Source organism: Streptantibioticus parmotrematis, from assembly GCF_019890615.1.
Classification (GTDB): domain Bacteria; phylum Actinomycetota; class Actinomycetes; order Streptomycetales; family Streptomycetaceae; genus Streptantibioticus_D; species Streptantibioticus_D parmotrematis.
In genome coordinates this window covers 144,958-160,714 of record NZ_JAINVZ010000008.1, presented here as the reverse complement: position 1 = coordinate 160,714, position 15,757 = coordinate 144,958, and the positions used below count along the sequence as shown (strand labels likewise).

Here is a 15,757-nt window from a genome sequence, read left to right as displayed (position 1 = left end):
GGACGGCGACCACCAATTCGACACGGCACAGGGCCGGAAGGGCCGGCGCACAGCGAGCGGAATACCCGTGGGCGACCGGTCATGGGACCGGCGGCCACGGTCGGACGTTCAGGGGGCCACGAGCGGCGTTCCGCGCGCTCGTGGACGACGGCGGCTGGGATCAGGGATGTTCACCGTCCAGGGGGTGGGCCATGGCGCCACCCGTGGCGTCCCCGCCTTCCTCGGCGGGCTGAAGCGGCAGGATCTCGTCCAGGTCACCGGACCAGGCGCTCCCGCCGTCCGGCTCGCCACCGGTGGTCAACGCCTCACGCAAGGGCGTCGAATCCACCGCCATGCTCACCGATCCTGAGGGGTTCAGATAGACCAGATGGCCTTCGGGGAGCCGGTCGAGCAGGTCGACGGCCTTCATGGTGACGAACGACAGCCTGCCCGCCGCGTGCAGGTGGGCCGGCGAGGTGAACACCGGCACGACCGGTGTCGAGTCGTCCGGCGCGACGGCGGACAGAAGGCCGCCGCCCGGGGCGAGGAAGACCGCGACCTCCGCGTCGGCCAGCGCGCGCGTCACGGCCTCGGCCGGTCCGTAGCCGGTCGCGGCGAGCTGTACGGCGGCGTCCACCGGGTCGGTCGGGTCGTCCCACTCCAGCGCCTTCGGGGAGGGCTGGTACTCCTCGTTGTCACGCCACTCGACGATCTCGCCGGCCGAGTCGGAACGCCACTGGCCGACCACAGCCCAGTCCGGCGGAGCGCCCTCGCCCGACCAGGTGGGGTCGACCATTCCGAACCAGTGGTCGGGTGCCCGGCGGGCCGCCTCACGGATGTGGTCCGGAACGGGCGGCGACTCCGCCAGGTCCTGCGACCCGGGCCCCACAGGAGGACGGGGTTCCTCCGCTTCGGCCGTCTCGCCCGCCCGCGGACCCGGCTGCGCCACCGGCTCCCGTTCCGGCCTGCCGCCGTCCGGCGTCCCGCTCATCGTGCTCTCCCAGATCCACTCGTACCGAATTCGCTCGCTGCCCTCGTCCCGGACCGTTACGAGGCGGCGCCCTGGTCGCCGTGGGGGTCGTCGGCGGACACCCGCAGACGCCGTCCCTCGTCCCCTGCCGTCTCCTCGACCTTCTCGAAGGAGGTCACCATGTCGCCCATCTGGCCCGCCGAGTCCTCCAGCGTGGCGCTGCTCCGGTACGCGGCGGTGATCATCTGGCTGTGCGGGTCCTCGTACTTGTCGTAGAACTTCTTGCCCGTGGAGTCGTCGCCCCAGGGCTGCCCGTAGGACTGGCACACGTCGTCCAGCTGCTTGCCCGCGGACTTCAACTGGGTGGCGAGAGTCTGGAGTTTGGCGACGGCGGGCTTCAACTTGTCGGTGTCGACGGTGAAGTCGCCGTTCGACGCCTGCGAGCCGTCAGCCACGACGGTCCCCCTCCTCCGGCACGCCCAGGCCGTGGTCCACGTAGGCGCGCACGGCCTCCGGCAGTTCCAGGTCCTCGGGCAGGAAGGACCGGGCGTCGACGTCCCCGCGCAGCAGGTCGGCGGTCGGCACGCCGCCGAGCATTCCGCTCAGCGCGACCTCGGCCACCTTCGACAGGGCCTGGGAGCGGGCCTGTTCGAGGGCGGTCAGGACCGTCCTCGACAGGTCCTTCGGAGTCATCGTGCGGTACGCGGCGGTGGGAAAGTCCAGCGCCGTGACTTGGCCCTGGGCCCCGACGGTCACCTTGACGACCTTGCGCGGCGCCGTCACCGTCGCCTCGGTCTCGTTGATGTGCCGCCGGGTGTCGGCGGCCTGCTCGCGGGCCTCGCGGTACCGCGCGAGCAGGTTCTCGACCTGCTCGTCGTACGGGGACGACATCCCGGTTCTCCCAACGCCGTGTTCGATCATGCGGCAGATGCCCTCAGTCAACCCGTCTCCCCCGCCCCCGCACACCGGACGGCGACGAGTCGGGCCGTGCGTACAGTCGCTTCTGCCTGCGCGTTCAACGCGCGACGGGGGACGGCACGCACCCCGGCTCAGCCCCAGACCTCCTCACCCTGCCGCAGCAGGTCGGCCACGCTGTTCCCGCCCTCCCCGTCGCGTTCCCGCTCCCGGCGCACGACCTTCGCTCCGGTGCCCCGCCCCACCTCGGCCACGTCGTGAGCGGACGCCTGCGGCTCCTCGGGCGGGTCGTCGAACGAGCAGGTCAGCTCGACCAGTTGGGGCCCGGTCGCCTTCGGTCGCCACGCCACCCGCTCCGGCGCGGCGGGTGAGGCGTCCGCGGTCGTGGACCGGGCGATGGTGTACGCGCCCGCGGCGACCGCCGTGGCCGCGGCCGCGTCCTGCCGGTCGCCCTCCGCCCCGGCCTCCTCACCGCTCGTCACGGCGCCGTGGCCACGGGCGAGCAGAGGCAGGAGGGAGGCCGCCGCCGCGTCCCAGGCGGCGGGATCGTCAGCCGAAGGGGCGTCGTCGGCCATGGGGGTGTCGAGGGCCACGGGGGTGGCGACGGCAACCGGGGTGTCGGCGGTCACGGGGGCGTCGTCGGCGCCGATGGCATCGGGGTGCGAAGCTTCGTCCCGTGGGGCCTGTTGGTGCTCCCGGGCCTCGCGCTCCGGTTCCGGGGCGGCGGCCTCCGGGACGGCAGCGGCCTCCGGCGCACCGGCGACCGCCCACGGCGCCTGCTCGTGTTCGGCTTCCGCTTCTCCCCACACAGGCGCGGCGGGGTCCCCGGGCAAGCGGGAGGTGTACCGCGTCTCGTTGACGTGGTCCCCGGTGTTCGTCGCTGCCGCACCCGCCGCGAGGTACGGCAGCCACTCCGCCGTTCCCGCCAGGAACTCCTCGGTGTCCAGGTGCCCGCCCGGACTGTCGGCGGAGGAGGCCGCGGCCGGTTGCCCGGAGAAGAGGTCGGCGGCCAGGCCGTCTTCGTCCGGCATCGTCAGGCCGCCCTCGTCACGCGGCGTGCCGTGCGGCGAACCCATGGGATCGCCACCGCCCTCGAAGAAGCTCGCCCAGGGCTCCGCCGTACCGGACAACAGGCCGGACGCTTCGGAGCGTTCGTGCTCCCGGTCACCGCCGCCGGGCTGGCCCAGACCGCCCATGGGCATCATCGGCATGCCGTCCGCGGGGCCCCCGGCTGCCGGACTCTCGCCTGGCGTCGCGGAATTTGACGGTACGTCACCTGCTGCTCCGTCGCCGGGCATGCTCAGACCCGGCCCGCCCGCGGCGGCCTGGTCCCCGGGCAGGCTCAGCCCGGGACCGCCTTGCTCCGCGCCACCCGACACACCATCCGGCAACGCCGCCGAGCCATCCCACGGCTCCGCGTCACCCCCCAGCAGACCCGCCGCGTCCGGCGCACCCACCTCACCCCCGGCACCACCCAGACCCGCAGAACCCCCACCCATCGGCATCATCGGCATCCCCGGCTCAGAGCCGAGCGCACCCGCGTCGGACAGCTTCGTATCGCCGGGGAATCCCTGCACGGTGCCATTCGCCGGCGGGCTGCCCGCCCCGGCGCCGGGCCCGCTGCCCAGCCCACTTCCCAACCCGCCGCCCAGTCCGGTATCAGGGACGCCGCCCGCCAGGGAGCCGAGGCCGGGCGCGCCGGTGCCGGAGGTGTCCAGGTCCGGCGTGTCGGCGCCCGGGAACGGTGCCACACTCGCACCCGCCGCCCCGGCCGGGTCCGCCGCGCCGCCGGGGGTGTCCAGGCCGGTGTCCCCGGGGAACGGCGACACTGCGGGGGCGGTCACCTTGGGGCTTTTCACGGAGCCCGCCGGAGTGTCGTCCCCGAGCCCCAGTCCGGGAGCGGGGACGACGGCGGGCGGATTGAGCGCCGCGTCCATGGCGGGATCGAGCTGCCCGGTGGTGGGAAGGTCCGGCCCCCCGTTCTCCAGGGAGGTGTCGCCGGGGAACGGGGCCGGGCTCCCCACGTCCGCCGCGTCCGACGAGGCGTCGGGCGCGGCGCCCGCCCCGTCGTCCGGCGCGCCGGTGCCCGGCCCCCCGGGGAGGCCGGTGCCGAAGTCGGGCACCTTCTCGTCGGCGCCGGGGGTGTCGTCGCCGAAGTCGGGGGCGTTCACGCCGAGGCCGGGAGCGACGGCGCCCGGGCCGGAGTCCACGCCGCCGAAGTCCGGGACGTTCCCCGTACCGGGCCCGTCGTTCTGGAGGTCCGGGCTCTGGACGTTCGGGTCGTTGAAGTCCGCGAGGTTGGGGAAGGCCCCCGGGCCCGGGAACGGGACGGCGCCCGCGTTCGGATCGCCGATGCCGAAGTCGGAGACGTTCGGCCGCGCGTTGTTCGGGTTGTTCGGTGAACTCGGCTGGGCCACCGAGTCCTTCGAGACCGTGTAGTGGTTCGAGAGAGTGGTGAGGACCTGCCGCATGTCGTTGCTCATCATGGTGACGATCTGCGGGATCTTGTGGACCTCGACGAGCCCGTTCGGCATCTTCAGATGCGGGTTGATCTTCAACGCCTGGTTCGCGTACCAGGTGTTGATGTCATTGATCTTGTCGATCGCCATGCGCAGGTTCTGCGCGTTGTTCGCGAGCTGCTGGGGGACGTTCTCGTCCCCCGTGACGCCGCCGGACAGGGCGTCGGCCATCTGCTGGGTCTGCTGGGCGACGCTGGACATCGCCCCGTTCAACGCCCTGGCGGCCGCCCCCTGCCAGGGGCCGTGCTCACCGGTCAACGCGTTCGTCTGCGTCGCGATCCCCCGGGCCACCTCCTGCAACACCCCTTCCACGTAGGAGAGGGTGTCGGCTGCCGTCTGGAGGGTCTGCGGGTCGGACGGGTGGGCGACGAGGGTGGGGTCGCTGTAGGCGGCGCCGCCGGTGATGGCCGCCATGATCTTCTTCCAGTCCCAGTCGCTGTAGTCCCCCGTCGTGTCACCCGTGCCGTCCGCGATGACACCGCCGGAACTGCTGCTGAAGCCATCCGTGTTGTCGTCGCTGTACTTGGGGTCAGCCATGCCGTCCGCGCTCCCATGCCCCGATGAGTGATCGTCGCCGCCGCGCCGGCCGTACGGCGCGGTGTCCTGCGGTGCTGCCTAGAAGCCGGGCAGCCCGGCCGGTTCGGGCTGCCGGTCGTCCGTCCTCGGCCGGCCGCTCACCGGCTCCAGCTGCGGGCCGTCGGAAAAGGACTGGACCGGGCTCGGGCGCCGCACCCCTTCCTCGGGCGTCAACTGGTGTGCCACCGGGGTCGTTGCCACCGGACTCGTGCGCGCCACCCCTTCCTCCGGCGTCAAATGGTCCGACCCGGAGGCCGATCCCACGACTCCCATACGCGGCGTCTCCTGGACCGGCGTCAACTGATCCGTCCCGGAACCCGATCCCACGACCCCCATACGCGGCGTCCCCTCCACCGGCGTCAACTGATCTGCCCCGGCAGCCGATCCCACGACTCCCGTGCGCGGCAGCGCTTCCACCGACACCAAGCGCGGTGTGGGATACGCGGCGCCCGTCTGATCCTGCTCGGCCGGTGCGGGCTGTTGTGCGACGACCACCCGCGGGCCCGGCGCCACCTGGGACGAGCCGTAGTCGCCGTAGTCCTCCCCCGGGCCCACGTCGCCGTACGGATCCTGGTCCGCGCCGCCGTAGTACTCGTCGTCCTGGGAACCGCCCGGTCCGAGAACGCCCCCTGAGTCCTGGCCGTCCGCGAAGTCGCCTCCACCGTCCGGCGCCCCGTCCGACCCGTACCCGAAGTCGTCCCCGTCGTCGTCCTGGCCGTACCCGTACCCGTACCCGTACCCCGAACCATCCCCCACGGCCCCGTACTGACCGGAGCCATAGCCGGAGTCGGCGCCGTAGTCCGAAGTGACCGGGGACCCGGAAGAGCCGGGAGAGCCAGGACTGTTGGGGTTGGACGGCGAACTCGGCTGGGAGACGGAGTCCTTGCTCAGGGTGTAGTGCTGGGCCAGTGTCTGGAGGACCTTGCGCATGTCGTTGCTCATCATGGTGACGATCTGCTGGTCCTTGCTGACCATGACCAGCCCGTTGTCCATCTGGAGGTCCGGTCGCACCTCGACGGCCTGCCGGGCGTACCAGGTGTCGATGTCGTTGACCTTGGCTATCGCGTCGCGCAGGTTCTGGGCGTCGTTCGCGAGCTGCTGCGGGACGTTCTGGTCGCCGGTCACACCGCCGGACAGTACGTCGGCCATCTGCTGGGTCTGCCGGGCCACACCGGTCATCGCCCCGTTCAGCGCCGTGGCCGCCGCTCCCTGCCAGGGGCCGTGCTCACCCGTCAAGGCGTCCGTCTGCTCGGAGATCGCCCGGGCCACCTCCTGGAGCACCCCCTCCACGTAGGCGAGGGTGTCGGCTGCCGTCTGGAGGGTCTGCGGGTCGGAGTACTGCTGTGCGCGCCGGGTGTTCGCGGTGTCGCCGGTGTAGGCGGAGCCGCCGCAGATCGCCGCCATGATCTTGCGCCAGTCCCAGTCGCTGTAGTCACCCGTGGTGTCGCCGTCGTCGGTCGCCCACGTACCGTCCGAATCGGTCGTGAAACCGTCGGAGTTGTCGTCACTGTAGGTCTGGTCGTTCCCGTCGGCCATGCCGTCCGCGCTCCCGTTCGCCCGCCACTCGCGAGGCACGCCGCCCGGGTCACCGGCGCCGCGCCGCCAACATGCTCGTCCGGGCCCCCGGCGCGACGGCCGGACGACCCGTGGTCCTCCTGTACGACGACCGTGTCCCCCCTGGGCGGGTGCCCGGCCCGGGATGCCGGACCGGGCACCCGCCCGCAGCCCCCGATCGGGCCGCCGCGTACGCCGGGCTCGTTCGGGGGCCGGGGAACGGCCACGGTCAGAACTGGTCGTTCATGAGGGGCTGCAAGTCCTTCTGCGCTGTGGTGATCAGCTGGTTGAGGTCCTTGCCCGCCTTCTGGTTGATGTCCTCGATGTTCGCGTACTTCGAGGCCAGGGTCCGCACGTTCTGCGCGGTGTCCATCAGCACCTGCCGCAGGTCGTGCAGCGCCTTGTGGTAGTTGCCCCTGAGGCCGCCACGGCCGTCGACGGAATCGTCGGTCGAGGCCGGGGGCGGACTCGGAGTCGAGCCCGATCCGGAGCCACTCGAAGCCGAGCTGCTCGAACCCGAGCTGCTGGGCGCCGAGGCCGGCTCACCGCCGGTGACCGCGCTCTGGAGGTCCTTCGCCTCCTTGAAGGCGCCGGCCGCCAGATCCGGGATCTGCCCCACCCGGTCCCGGGCGGTGCCCAGCATGTCGGCGAGGGTGTCCAGGTTGTCGGCGAACTTCCTGAGCGACGAGGTGTCCACCGACGTGGGGCCCGCGGGGCCCGGCGTCGGCGGGACCACGGGGGCCGCCGGGATCGTGCCGGGGCTGACGTGCCCCGTACTGTCGCTGTAAGGGCTGCCGTTGTACGCCTGGGGCTGGCTCTGGGTGGCGGTGTGCACCGGAGTCTGCCGGCCGTAGACGTTCGGCCCGGTTACCACGGTCGGTCACTGCTCCCAGAGGCTGACGCCGTACTTCTCGCCGCTGGTGTAGTAGCCGTCGATGGTGCCCAGCGCCTGGGTCGCCGTCTGGGCCTGGTGCTGCATCTGCGCGGCGGCGGCGTCCCACTTCGCCTTGGCGACGTTGTACGCGTCCCGGGCGTCGCTCGACCACTGGGCGAGGTTCTGCTTGGCGGCGTCGTCCAGGTTCGTCAGCGTGGACTGGATGTTGCGGGTGATGGTCTCCATCTCGCCGCCGACGTACTGCATCTGCTGGTGGCTGACCGAATACGTGGTCATGCTGGCTTCCTTACACGTTGAAAGCGGTGAAAGCGGTCAAACGCTGAGCGCGGTGGGCTTGTGCGAACGGTGCGGGAACGGGTGCCGGGGCTCCGGCCGGCCGTACCGCGGCCGGGTCAGAAGCCGGGCAGTCCGGCGCTGACGGCCTGCCGCAGCGCGCTGCTCTGGTCGCTGGCGTCGGTGTGGACGCGCTGGTAGTTGCCGGTGTTCGCCTCCAGCTTCTGGGTGACGACCTGGAGCTGCTGCTTGACGACGTTGCAGTTCTCCAGCCACTGGTTGAGCGCGCCGACGAAGGTCTGCGCGGAGTCACCGGTCCAGCTGGCCTCCAGGGTCTGGGCCTGGTCCTGCATGCTGCTGTAGACGCGGCTGGTCTCGCTGAGCGCGGTCTCGAAGTGCGGCTGCGCCGCCTTCATTCCCGCGATGTCCACATTGGTCGACTGGGTGGCCATCGCTGATCCTCTCGTTCGGGAACCGTGAACGCACGGCAGGTTCAAGCACCGTGAACGCACGGCAGGTCAGGTGCCGGTCAATCGTTTCCCGGCGTCGCGCCCGCGAGGAACGCGGCGCGGGCTTCGTTGCCTTCCGGTACAGGCGGCTGTGCCTGTGTGTTCGACGGGGTCGCAGGTCCTGGATCGCCGGAGCGGTCGCGGGGCGCGCGCAGCCGCAGCGTCGGCGAGGTCACCCGCTGCGCCATGCGGTCGGCCAGTCGGTGCGCGCCCCAGGCGCCGTCGGTCGGCGGCTGGGCGGCGAGCCGCGCGGCGAGGATGGCCCGGGAGGCGTCGTCGATCCGGTAGCCGCGCGCGACGAGCCTGCGGCAGACCAGGGCGGTCAGTTCCTCGGCGGTGTACGGCGGGAACCTCAGGTACTGGGCGAAGCAGCGCGTCACCTCGTCGCGCCCGCGCAACGCCTCCCGCAGTTCCTGGTGGCCGCCGTGCAGGACGAGCGCGGTGTCCGGGGCGTGCGGGGCGGTTGCGGCCAGGGCGTTCCACACGGCGGTGCGCTCCTGATCGGTCCGGTCGGTGAAGGCGGCGTCGAGGTCGAGTCGCAGCACCCCGCCCCGGGCTTCGGCGAACAGGTCGGCGGTGAAGGCGCCCGCCTCCTCGGGCCAGCGGGTGGGGATCTGCGAGAGGGCGGCGTGGTGCACCGCTCCGTGGGGCAGGATCCCGGTCTCCGCGAGGCACTTGGCGTACAGCGTGGTCACCGCGCGGCGTCCGCTGCCCGGTTCACCGGCGAGTACGAGGTTCGCGGCCGGACCGAGCGGCTCGCCGGCGCGGGTGGCGGCGACGAGGTCGTTGACGCGTGCGAGCACGGCGGTGCGCACGTCGCCCAGGCCGCTCAGGGCCGCCAACCGGCGCATGGCGGGCGGGGGTTCGGCGGGCGGGGGTTCGGGCCGCCGGGAGGCCGGTGTCTCCTCCTGCCGTCCGTCCGTGCCGCCGGGTGCCCGCCCCGCGTCGTCGGACCTCGCCGGTTCCGGGAGGGGGCCGATGTCACCCGCTTGCAGGCGGTTGAGGGCAGCGGTGTCGTGGGGTGGTTCGGCGGCGAACCGCGAGGCCTGGTTGCTGATCATGGTCTCGAACACCGAGCGGGCGACGCGGCCGTTGCCGAAGGTGGGTCCCTTCGGGATGGTCTCGAAATAGCGGGTGAGCGCGTCGAGGGCCGAGTCGTCCAGTTCGTAGTAGTGCTTGGCGCACAGACCCTGGACGATGGTGACGAGTTCGGGGACCTCGTAGTTGGGGAACTCCACGGTGCGCGAGAAGCGCGAGGCCATCCCGGGGTTGGACTCCAGGAACTGGCCCATCTGCTCGGAGTATCCGGCGACGATGACGACGATCTCGTCGCGGTGGTCCTCCATGAGCTTCATCAGCGTCTCGACGGCCTCCTGGCCGAAGTCGGGGCCGCTGCCCTTGGACTGGTTGGTGAGGGTGTAGGCCTCGTCGATGAACAGCACGCCGCCGATGGCCTTGTTGAACACCTCGGTCGTCTTGATGGCGGTGCCGCCGATGATCTGCGCGACCAGCCCGGAGCGCGAGACCTCGACGATGTGGCCCTGGCTGAGGATGCCGAGTTCGGCCAGGACGGCGCCGTAGAGCCGGGCGACGGTGGTCTTGCCGGTGCCGGGCGGGCCCGCGAAGACCAGGTGGCGGCTCATCGGCGGCATCGGCAGGCCGAGTTCCTCGCGCCGCTGCGTCATCTTGTTGAGGTTGATCAGGCCGGTGACCTCGCGCTTGACGCTCTCCAGGCCGACGAGGGCGTCGAGTTCGGCGAGCGTGCCCGCCCCCGCCGGGGCGGCGCGCCGGTCGTCCCGCACGGCGTTCGTGGCCTGCCCGGCGGCCCCGCTCGCGGAGCGGTCGTGCCGCGGGGCCGGGGAGGGCTTGCCGGGGTCCTCCCCGTCACGCAGCCGGTGGACCGCCGTCCCGCCGTTGTCCGTCACCTCGCACCGCTGCACGGTCACCGGTTCCTCGGAGTTGCTGCGCACCCCGTCGCCGCCGTTCCCGGTGATCGCGCAGTCGCCGAGGTCGGCGCGACCCGAGGACTGCACGTTGACGCCGTGCCCCTTGGCGTCGTGCACCCGGCAGCCGGTCGCGGTGAGGCTGCCGCCTCCGAGTACGCGTACGCCGTCGCCGTGGGAGTCCGCCAACTCGGCCTCGCGCAGAGCGACTTCGCCGTCGGGGCCCGCCAGGACACCGGCCCCGGTCACGGTGGACGACTCCAGTTCGGCGCGGGCGCCGCCGGAGACGGTGAGCGCCCAGTCGGCGGTGCTGCGCAGCCGCACGTCCTCGCAGCGCAGGCCGGCGCCCTCGGTCACCTCGGCGCCGGTGGCACCGCCGGTGTCGAGGTCGCACCGCAGCAGCTCGACGCGCGCGGCCCCGGCGGCCCGCAGGCCCCCGGAGCCCTCCGTGACCGACAAGTCCCTGAATCCGGCGGTGGCACCGCCGCAGACCTGGATCGCGGTGCGCGTCGCCCCGGTGATCCGCAGGCTCTCGAACACGGCCTCGCTGGCGTCGTCGACGAGGACCGCCAGCGGCGCGCCGACGATCTCGCACCGCTCCAGCCGGGGCGTGGAACCGCCGGTCGCCTGGAAGCCGTTGGTGCGCGCGGACGCCAGGACGCAGTCGCGCAGCACCGGCGCCGCTCCCCCGCTGACGTGCACGGACTGCCCGCCCGATCCCGTCAGGGCGCAGTCGGTGAGGGTGGTCGGACCGGTGCTGGTGAGGTAGGCGTCCAGACCGGCGGAGCCGGTGACGGTGACGCGGACGAGTTCCGCTGCGGCGTGCTCCTCCACGACGACGGCGGGCTTCTCGCTGCCGTCGACCACGGTGGACTCGACCGTGACGCCGCCCCGGCCGTTGACGCAGATGCCGTTGCCGCGGACCCGTTCCAGGGTGCACTCACGCATCGCCAGGCGGCCGTCCTCGGCGACGACGACGGCCGAGGAGCCCACGTCGGTGACGGTGACGCGCTCCACGGTGTTGGCGGTGGGCGCGGTCACGACGATGCCCGCGCCGCCCGGGTTGCTCACCCGGCAGTCACGGGCGGCCAGTTGGCCCGACTGCCAGGCGACGAGGCCGGCCCACGCCGTGTCACCCGTCACCGTGCAGCCGTCGAGCGCGGCCTGTCCGCGGCGGACGTCCACGACCGCGGCGTTGGCGTCGGAGCCGCACAGGGTCAGGCCGGAGAGCCGGACCTCGTCGGCGTCCACGACGACCACACTGCCGACCGGCGCGACGATGCGGACGCTGCCGGGGTCGCCTTCCGCGGACAGGGTCACCGCCGTGGCGAGGGTGAGCGACTCGTCGTAGGTGCCGGGTTCGACGGCGATCAACGCGCCCTCACCGGCGGCCGCCAGGGCCTGGGAGACGGTGCGGTAGGCACCGGACCGGGTCGGGGAGACCCGCAGAACCTGCCGGTTCACGACGTCGCTCCTTTCTGCGGCGGTGCGGCGGGCCGTACCGGCCCGTGCGGTCCGCCGGGTTCGTCCTGGAGGAGCCCGGGAGCGGCGCGGAAGACATCCGCGTGTTCGTCGGGCAGTGGTTCGCCCGCCTGACGGCCGGGATCCTGCTCGATCTCACGCCACAGGGCATGTACGCGGTCGAGTCCGGTCGTGGCGATGTCGTCGACCGCGGCCGGGTCGCCGCCCGGTCGGCCGTTTTCCGCCTCGGATCCGTGGATCTCGCGCAGCAGTACCGCGGGGCGGTCGCCGTCCGTCACGCGCAGCACCTTGAACCGGGTTCCGGGGGCGAACAGCACCCGGTCCGGGATGTCGGGGGCCACCAGAGCGGTCCGGCGGGCGGTCAGCGACCAGACCAGCACGTCCGTGGTGCCGGGCAAGCCGCGGCGGACGGTGGTCGCGGCGGAGAGGAAGGACCGCTCGACGACCGGTGTGCCCGCGTCGGCCGCCTCGGCGTACCAGGCGCGCTCCCGGGCGCCGAGCGTGGCCCGCAGGAGCGTGGCGCCGCGGTGGGACGGCAGGCGTCGCAGCCCGTTGGCGGCGCATCGGGCCAGCGGGACGTGGGGACCCGGCGTTCCGGTGCGGATCGCCGTGTCGATCGCCGAGGTGGCGCCCGCCAGGTACAGGTGGACGGCCGCGAGGTCGGTGAGCGCGTCGGGCCCGGGGTGGTGCGCGCCGCCGCGCAGGCCCGGTGCCTCCGACAGCACCCGGGAGACGAAGCCGGTGGCGGTGTCGTAGCGCTCGCCGAGACCGCGTCGCAGCCAGTCGCGTTCCCGCTCCAGGCCTTGGTCGGACGGCGCGATGTCGGCGGCACGTGAGGGCTCGGGCTGCGCTCGGGGCGCCCGGTCCAGGTGCGGGCTGGGTGACGCGTCCGCTCTCGTGGTGGAGACCGGGCGGTCGGCGGCCCCGGTTCCGTCACGGCCGGGCGGTCGTGGTGTCGGGCCCGGCGCGGGGGCGGCGGGGCCCGGGCTGGACGCCTCCAGGCGGATGCGCGGTGCGGTGGGTGGGCGCGGCGGTGCGGCGGGAGTCGGCGGTTCGTGCGGCGGGCGGTCCTGCGGGGGCGGAGGGACCGCCGCGGGACCGTTGTGCGCACGGGCGGTGGCGGGATCGTCGGCCGGCGCCGCGGGCAGGTCGGGTCCTGGGACCGGCGTGGCCTTCGGCGGGGCCGCGATGTCCGGCACAGGCGGCTGCGCGGCCAACGGGGCGTTGTGCGGCGGCTGTTGCGGGCCTTCGGGCTCTCGTGGTTCGGGCTCTCGTGGCCGGGCGGGGCCGGACGTGGTGGGCGGCGGTGCGGCGGGCGCGTCGGTCCAGGTGCCGTGTTCGCCGGGGGCGGGCGCGGGCGACCGCCCCCCTGCCGCCGGACCGTCCGCCAGCCAGCCGTCGGCCGTGCCGGATCCGGTGGGCAGCGGCGCGGGCCGGGCGGCCGGTGAGCCGGGAGCGGTGCGCACGATCGCGTCCACGAGGGGGCGGCCCGCCTCGCCGGACGGGACGACGCGGGCGTCCCGGGCGAACGACGGCGCCAGGCGTCGCAGCAGTTCGTGGGCGAGGGCCCGCATGCGGTCGGTGACCGCCGGGTCGGTCTCGTCGTACAGGACGACCGGGGACGGCGGGTCGGCGGGCGCGGCGCGCACGGTGTGGCCGTCCCTCGGGTCGGCGGGCGGGCGCATCCACAGGCCGCTCTGCACGATTTCCAGGACGGCGTCGGACGCGTACCGGTAGACGCCCGGGCCGAGGGGCGCGAGGTCGCCGACCGGTGGCCGCACCGACAGCGGGACCGGAGCCGCCGGGCGGCCGCCGGTCTGCGCGCGCGGCGCGAAGCCGAACTCCTCCGCGTACGGCTGCCAGCCGGGACCTCCGTCGTGCGGCAGGGTACGGATCCGGGTCCCCTCGCCGTGCGGCCCGGCGACCGGGAGGCCCGGGTGCACGGCGACGCGCTGCCCGAGCAGGTCAGCGAGCGCCTGGCCGAGCGACGCGCCCTCGGGCACGGCGACCGGACCGTAGGGGACGAACCGCACCAACGGCCGTGCGCTGCCCGGCAGTTGCCGCCAGAACGCGGCGACCTCCTCCAACGGCAGCATCGACTCACACGGTCCGCCGAGCACGACGGCGAGCAGTCTCGGGTGTCCGGCCAGCAGGTCGACCAGCCGCCCGCGGTGTCCTGCGGCGCTCGCCTCGTCGCCCTCACCGCGCAGCCACACTCCGCCGGGTAGCGGTTCGAGCGTGCCGCCGCCGGGGGTCGTGCGAGGCCGGTCCGGCACCGAGAACTCCCAGTGCGGCGTGGGGAAGCGCCGGGCGTCCGGAACCGTCGGCACATGCGGCCGGTAGCGCAGCCAGCCCGCGCCGTGGTGCGCCGGGACGAACAGCGCGCCGCCCGCCGCGGGCAGCACAGCGCCGTCGGGTGCCAGCACCATGCGCTCCAGCCGGTCGGCGAGCCACTGCGCGGTGCGGCTGACGTCCCCGCGATCACCGCGGCCCGGCACGAGCCGGAAGCTGCGCCCTCGGCGGTCCAGCGCCTTCGCCAGGGTCTCGCGCACCGCGTCCTGCGGGCTGGCGGGCAGGTCGAGGACGACCAGGGTGTGCTGCGGGTCGGCGGCCAGGCGCTCGGCGAAGGTCAGCGCGCGGCTGTCGACGAATCCGCGCGGGTGCACCAGCAGGGCGTTGCCGATGCTGCGGGACTCCAGCGCGGGGCCGGTGCCGCGCAACGCGGCGCGGGCGAGGCGGGCGGACAGGCGGTCGGTGAACTCGCCGCGTGCGGGCGGCCGTTCGTGCGCGGGACGGTGCACGGTCACCTCGGTCCCGGGACGGGGGCGAGGGCCTGGGCGCGGGTGAGCCGGACGCCGGTCGGTATCCGGTCGAGGACGGCGGCGGGCAGGGTGCGCGGGGTGAGGTCGCCGTAGCCGAGTGCCTCGGCGGCCTGGCCGACCAGCTCGTACTTCACGCCCTGATCGGTGATCAGGTACGGGTCGGGGGTGTCCGCGTCGGCCGGTCCGGCAGGTGGCCGGGCCAGGACGGCGTGGTCCGGGGGCACCAGCACTCCGGACGGTGAAGCGCCCGCGCCGGTCTCCCGTACGACCGTGGCGTGCCCGCCGTCCACCGGGTGCAGCAGGCACAGCGCGCCGCCGCCGTCCGCGGTGGTGTCGGGGGCGTTCAGCAGGTCGGGGAGGCGGTGCATGAGCGAGGTGTCGGAGGACGCCTGGACGGCGGCGATGTCGCCGGGACTCACCTGCGTGGGCTGCCCTTCTCCGGCTTCACCGGCCAGCAACGCGGACTCGGTGGCGGTGAGCGGCGCGACGCCGTCGGCCCGCAGGACGTAGTAGTGGCTGACGCCGCCGACCTCGGTACGGAAGAGGCGGCCGACCTTCGCGGGCGAACCGGCCACGGTGCGCCCGGGGGCACCGGCGCCGGGTACGGCGGCCGGGGCGACGGGCGTGCCGCTCGGCAGGGCGTCGAGCCACGCCGCGGTGGCCTCCACGGGCTGTTCGGTGTCCAGGCCCAGCGCGATCAGCGAGGAGCGCGCGTCCACTTCGTACCTGGTGTCGTGCCACACCACGTAACGGGTGCCGTCCGGGGCGGCGACGAGCACCCGCGTGCCGGGGCGCACCGGGCGGGCGGTCGCCGGGGCGAAGTCCAGCGCCTCGCCCCCCGTGCTGCCGGGCCGAAGGCAGTCCGCCCACGCCCCGGTCAGCACCGCCGTCGGCTCGGCCACGTCGTCCGGCGCGCCGGGGATGCCGATCGGCACGCCGCGCGGCACGTCGGCGAGCGCGGCGCGCGGGACCTGTTCCACGGCGGCGCCACTGCCGACCGCCAGCAGCGCGGAGGCGTAGTTGGCGGTGGGGTGCAGCAGCCCGCCGGAGTACAGGTAGCGGTTGCCGGTCTCCTTCTCCACGATCAGGGCGCCGTCGCGCGCCCACGCGGTGCTCCTGACCGGCTTGAGCAGTCCGTAGACAGCGGCGACGACGACCAGCAGGACGGTCAGCAGGATGCCGAAGGTGGCGCCGAGCCCGGAGCGGCGCATGGGCGCCTCACCGGTGCCCGGGTCGCCCGTCACGAGGGAGGAGGCCAGTCGGCCGGTGGCGAACTGGTAGGCCTGGAGATGGTCACGGCGGCTTTGCACGGCGTCCTCC

11 protein-coding genes are annotated in these 15,757 nt (G+C 73.8%); all 11 read right to left on the bottom strand.

Going from position 1 to position 15,757, the window contains the following annotated elements; all coding sequences use genetic code 11:
* Positions 1-160: 160 nt before the first annotated feature.
* Positions 161-970: a type VII secretion system-associated protein gene (locus K7472_RS14515; RefSeq protein ID WP_222977916.1), complete on the bottom strand. Its 810-nt coding sequence runs from the start codon at positions 968-970 to the stop codon at positions 161-163.
* A gap of 56 nt (positions 971-1,026) precedes the next feature.
* The gene (locus K7472_RS14510; protein WP_222977915.1) at positions 1,027-1,404 is read right to left on the bottom strand and encodes a hypothetical protein; all 378 of its coding nucleotides are present in this window, start codon (positions 1,402-1,404) and stop codon (positions 1,027-1,029) included.
* Positions 1,397-1,840 (bottom strand): YbaB/EbfC family nucleoid-associated protein, encoded by a 444-nt coding sequence (locus K7472_RS14505; protein WP_222977914.1) that lies wholly within the window; start codon positions 1,838-1,840, stop codon positions 1,397-1,399. Before K7472_RS14505 ends, K7472_RS14510 begins: the two co-directional genes overlap by 8 nt.
* A gap of 158 nt (positions 1,841-1,998) precedes the next feature.
* The gene (locus K7472_RS14500) at positions 1,999-4,920 is read right to left on the bottom strand and encodes a WXG100 family type VII secretion target (protein ID WP_222977912.1); all 2,922 of its coding nucleotides are present in this window, start codon (positions 4,918-4,920) and stop codon (positions 1,999-2,001) included.
* A 78-nt stretch (positions 4,921-4,998) separates the two neighbouring features.
* A complete protein-coding gene (locus K7472_RS14495) occupies positions 4,999-6,495 on the bottom strand; it encodes a WXG100 family type VII secretion target (RefSeq protein WP_222977910.1) in 1,497 nt (498 codons plus the stop codon).
* A gap of 247 nt (positions 6,496-6,742) precedes the next feature.
* Positions 6,743-7,387: a hypothetical protein gene (locus K7472_RS14490; RefSeq protein ID WP_222977908.1), complete on the bottom strand. Its 645-nt coding sequence runs from the start codon at positions 7,385-7,387 to the stop codon at positions 6,743-6,745.
* 6 nt (positions 7,388-7,393) lie between these two features.
* Entirely contained in the window at positions 7,394-7,684 is a 291-nt protein-coding gene (locus tag K7472_RS14485; RefSeq protein WP_222977906.1) for a WXG100 family type VII secretion target, read from the bottom strand.
* 116 nt (positions 7,685-7,800) lie between these two features.
* Positions 7,801-8,133 (bottom strand): WXG100 family type VII secretion target, encoded by a 333-nt coding sequence (locus tag K7472_RS14480; RefSeq protein ID WP_222977903.1) that lies wholly within the window; start codon positions 8,131-8,133, stop codon positions 7,801-7,803.
* A gap of 77 nt (positions 8,134-8,210) precedes the next feature.
* Entirely contained in the window at positions 8,211-11,597 is a 3,387-nt protein-coding gene (locus K7472_RS14475) for a right-handed parallel beta-helix repeat-containing protein (protein WP_222977901.1), read from the bottom strand.
* Complete coding sequence (locus tag K7472_RS14470) at positions 11,594-14,422, bottom strand: hypothetical protein (protein ID WP_308013915.1); 2,829 nt, start codon at positions 14,420-14,422, stop codon at positions 11,594-11,596. The genes K7472_RS14475 and K7472_RS14470 overlap by 4 nt, the downstream gene beginning before the upstream one ends.
* Positions 14,419-15,747 carry a type VII secretion protein EccB gene (eccB, locus tag K7472_RS14465; RefSeq protein WP_222977899.1) on the bottom strand — a complete coding sequence of 443 codons (1,329 nt, stop codon included), beginning with the start codon at positions 15,745-15,747 and terminating at the stop codon, positions 14,419-14,421. Before eccB ends, K7472_RS14470 begins: the two co-directional genes overlap by 4 nt.
* Positions 15,748-15,757: the final 10 nt, after the last annotated feature.

What these genes read in the sequence shown, in the direction of transcription:
- K7472_RS14485 (WP_222977906.1), bottom strand. Translation starts at nt 7,684, where the DNA reads ATGACCACGTATTCGGTCAGCCACCAGCAGATGCAGTACGTCGGCGGC.
- K7472_RS14495 (WP_222977910.1), bottom strand. Translation starts at nt 6,495, where the DNA reads ATGGCCGACGGGAACGACCAGACCTACAGTGACGACAACTCCGACGGT.
- K7472_RS14505 (WP_222977914.1), bottom strand. Translation starts at nt 1,840, where the DNA reads ATGTCGTCCCCGTACGACGAGCAGGTCGAGAACCTGCTCGCGCGGTAC.
- K7472_RS14515 (WP_222977916.1), bottom strand. Translation starts at nt 970, where the DNA reads ATGAGCGGGACGCCGGACGGCGGCAGGCCGGAACGGGAGCCGGTGGCG.
- K7472_RS14480 (WP_222977903.1), bottom strand. Translation starts at nt 8,133, where the DNA reads ATGGCCACCCAGTCGACCAATGTGGACATCGCGGGAATGAAGGCGGCG.
- K7472_RS14500 (WP_222977912.1), bottom strand. Translation starts at nt 4,920, where the DNA reads ATGGCTGACCCCAAGTACAGCGACGACAACACGGATGGCTTCAGCAGC.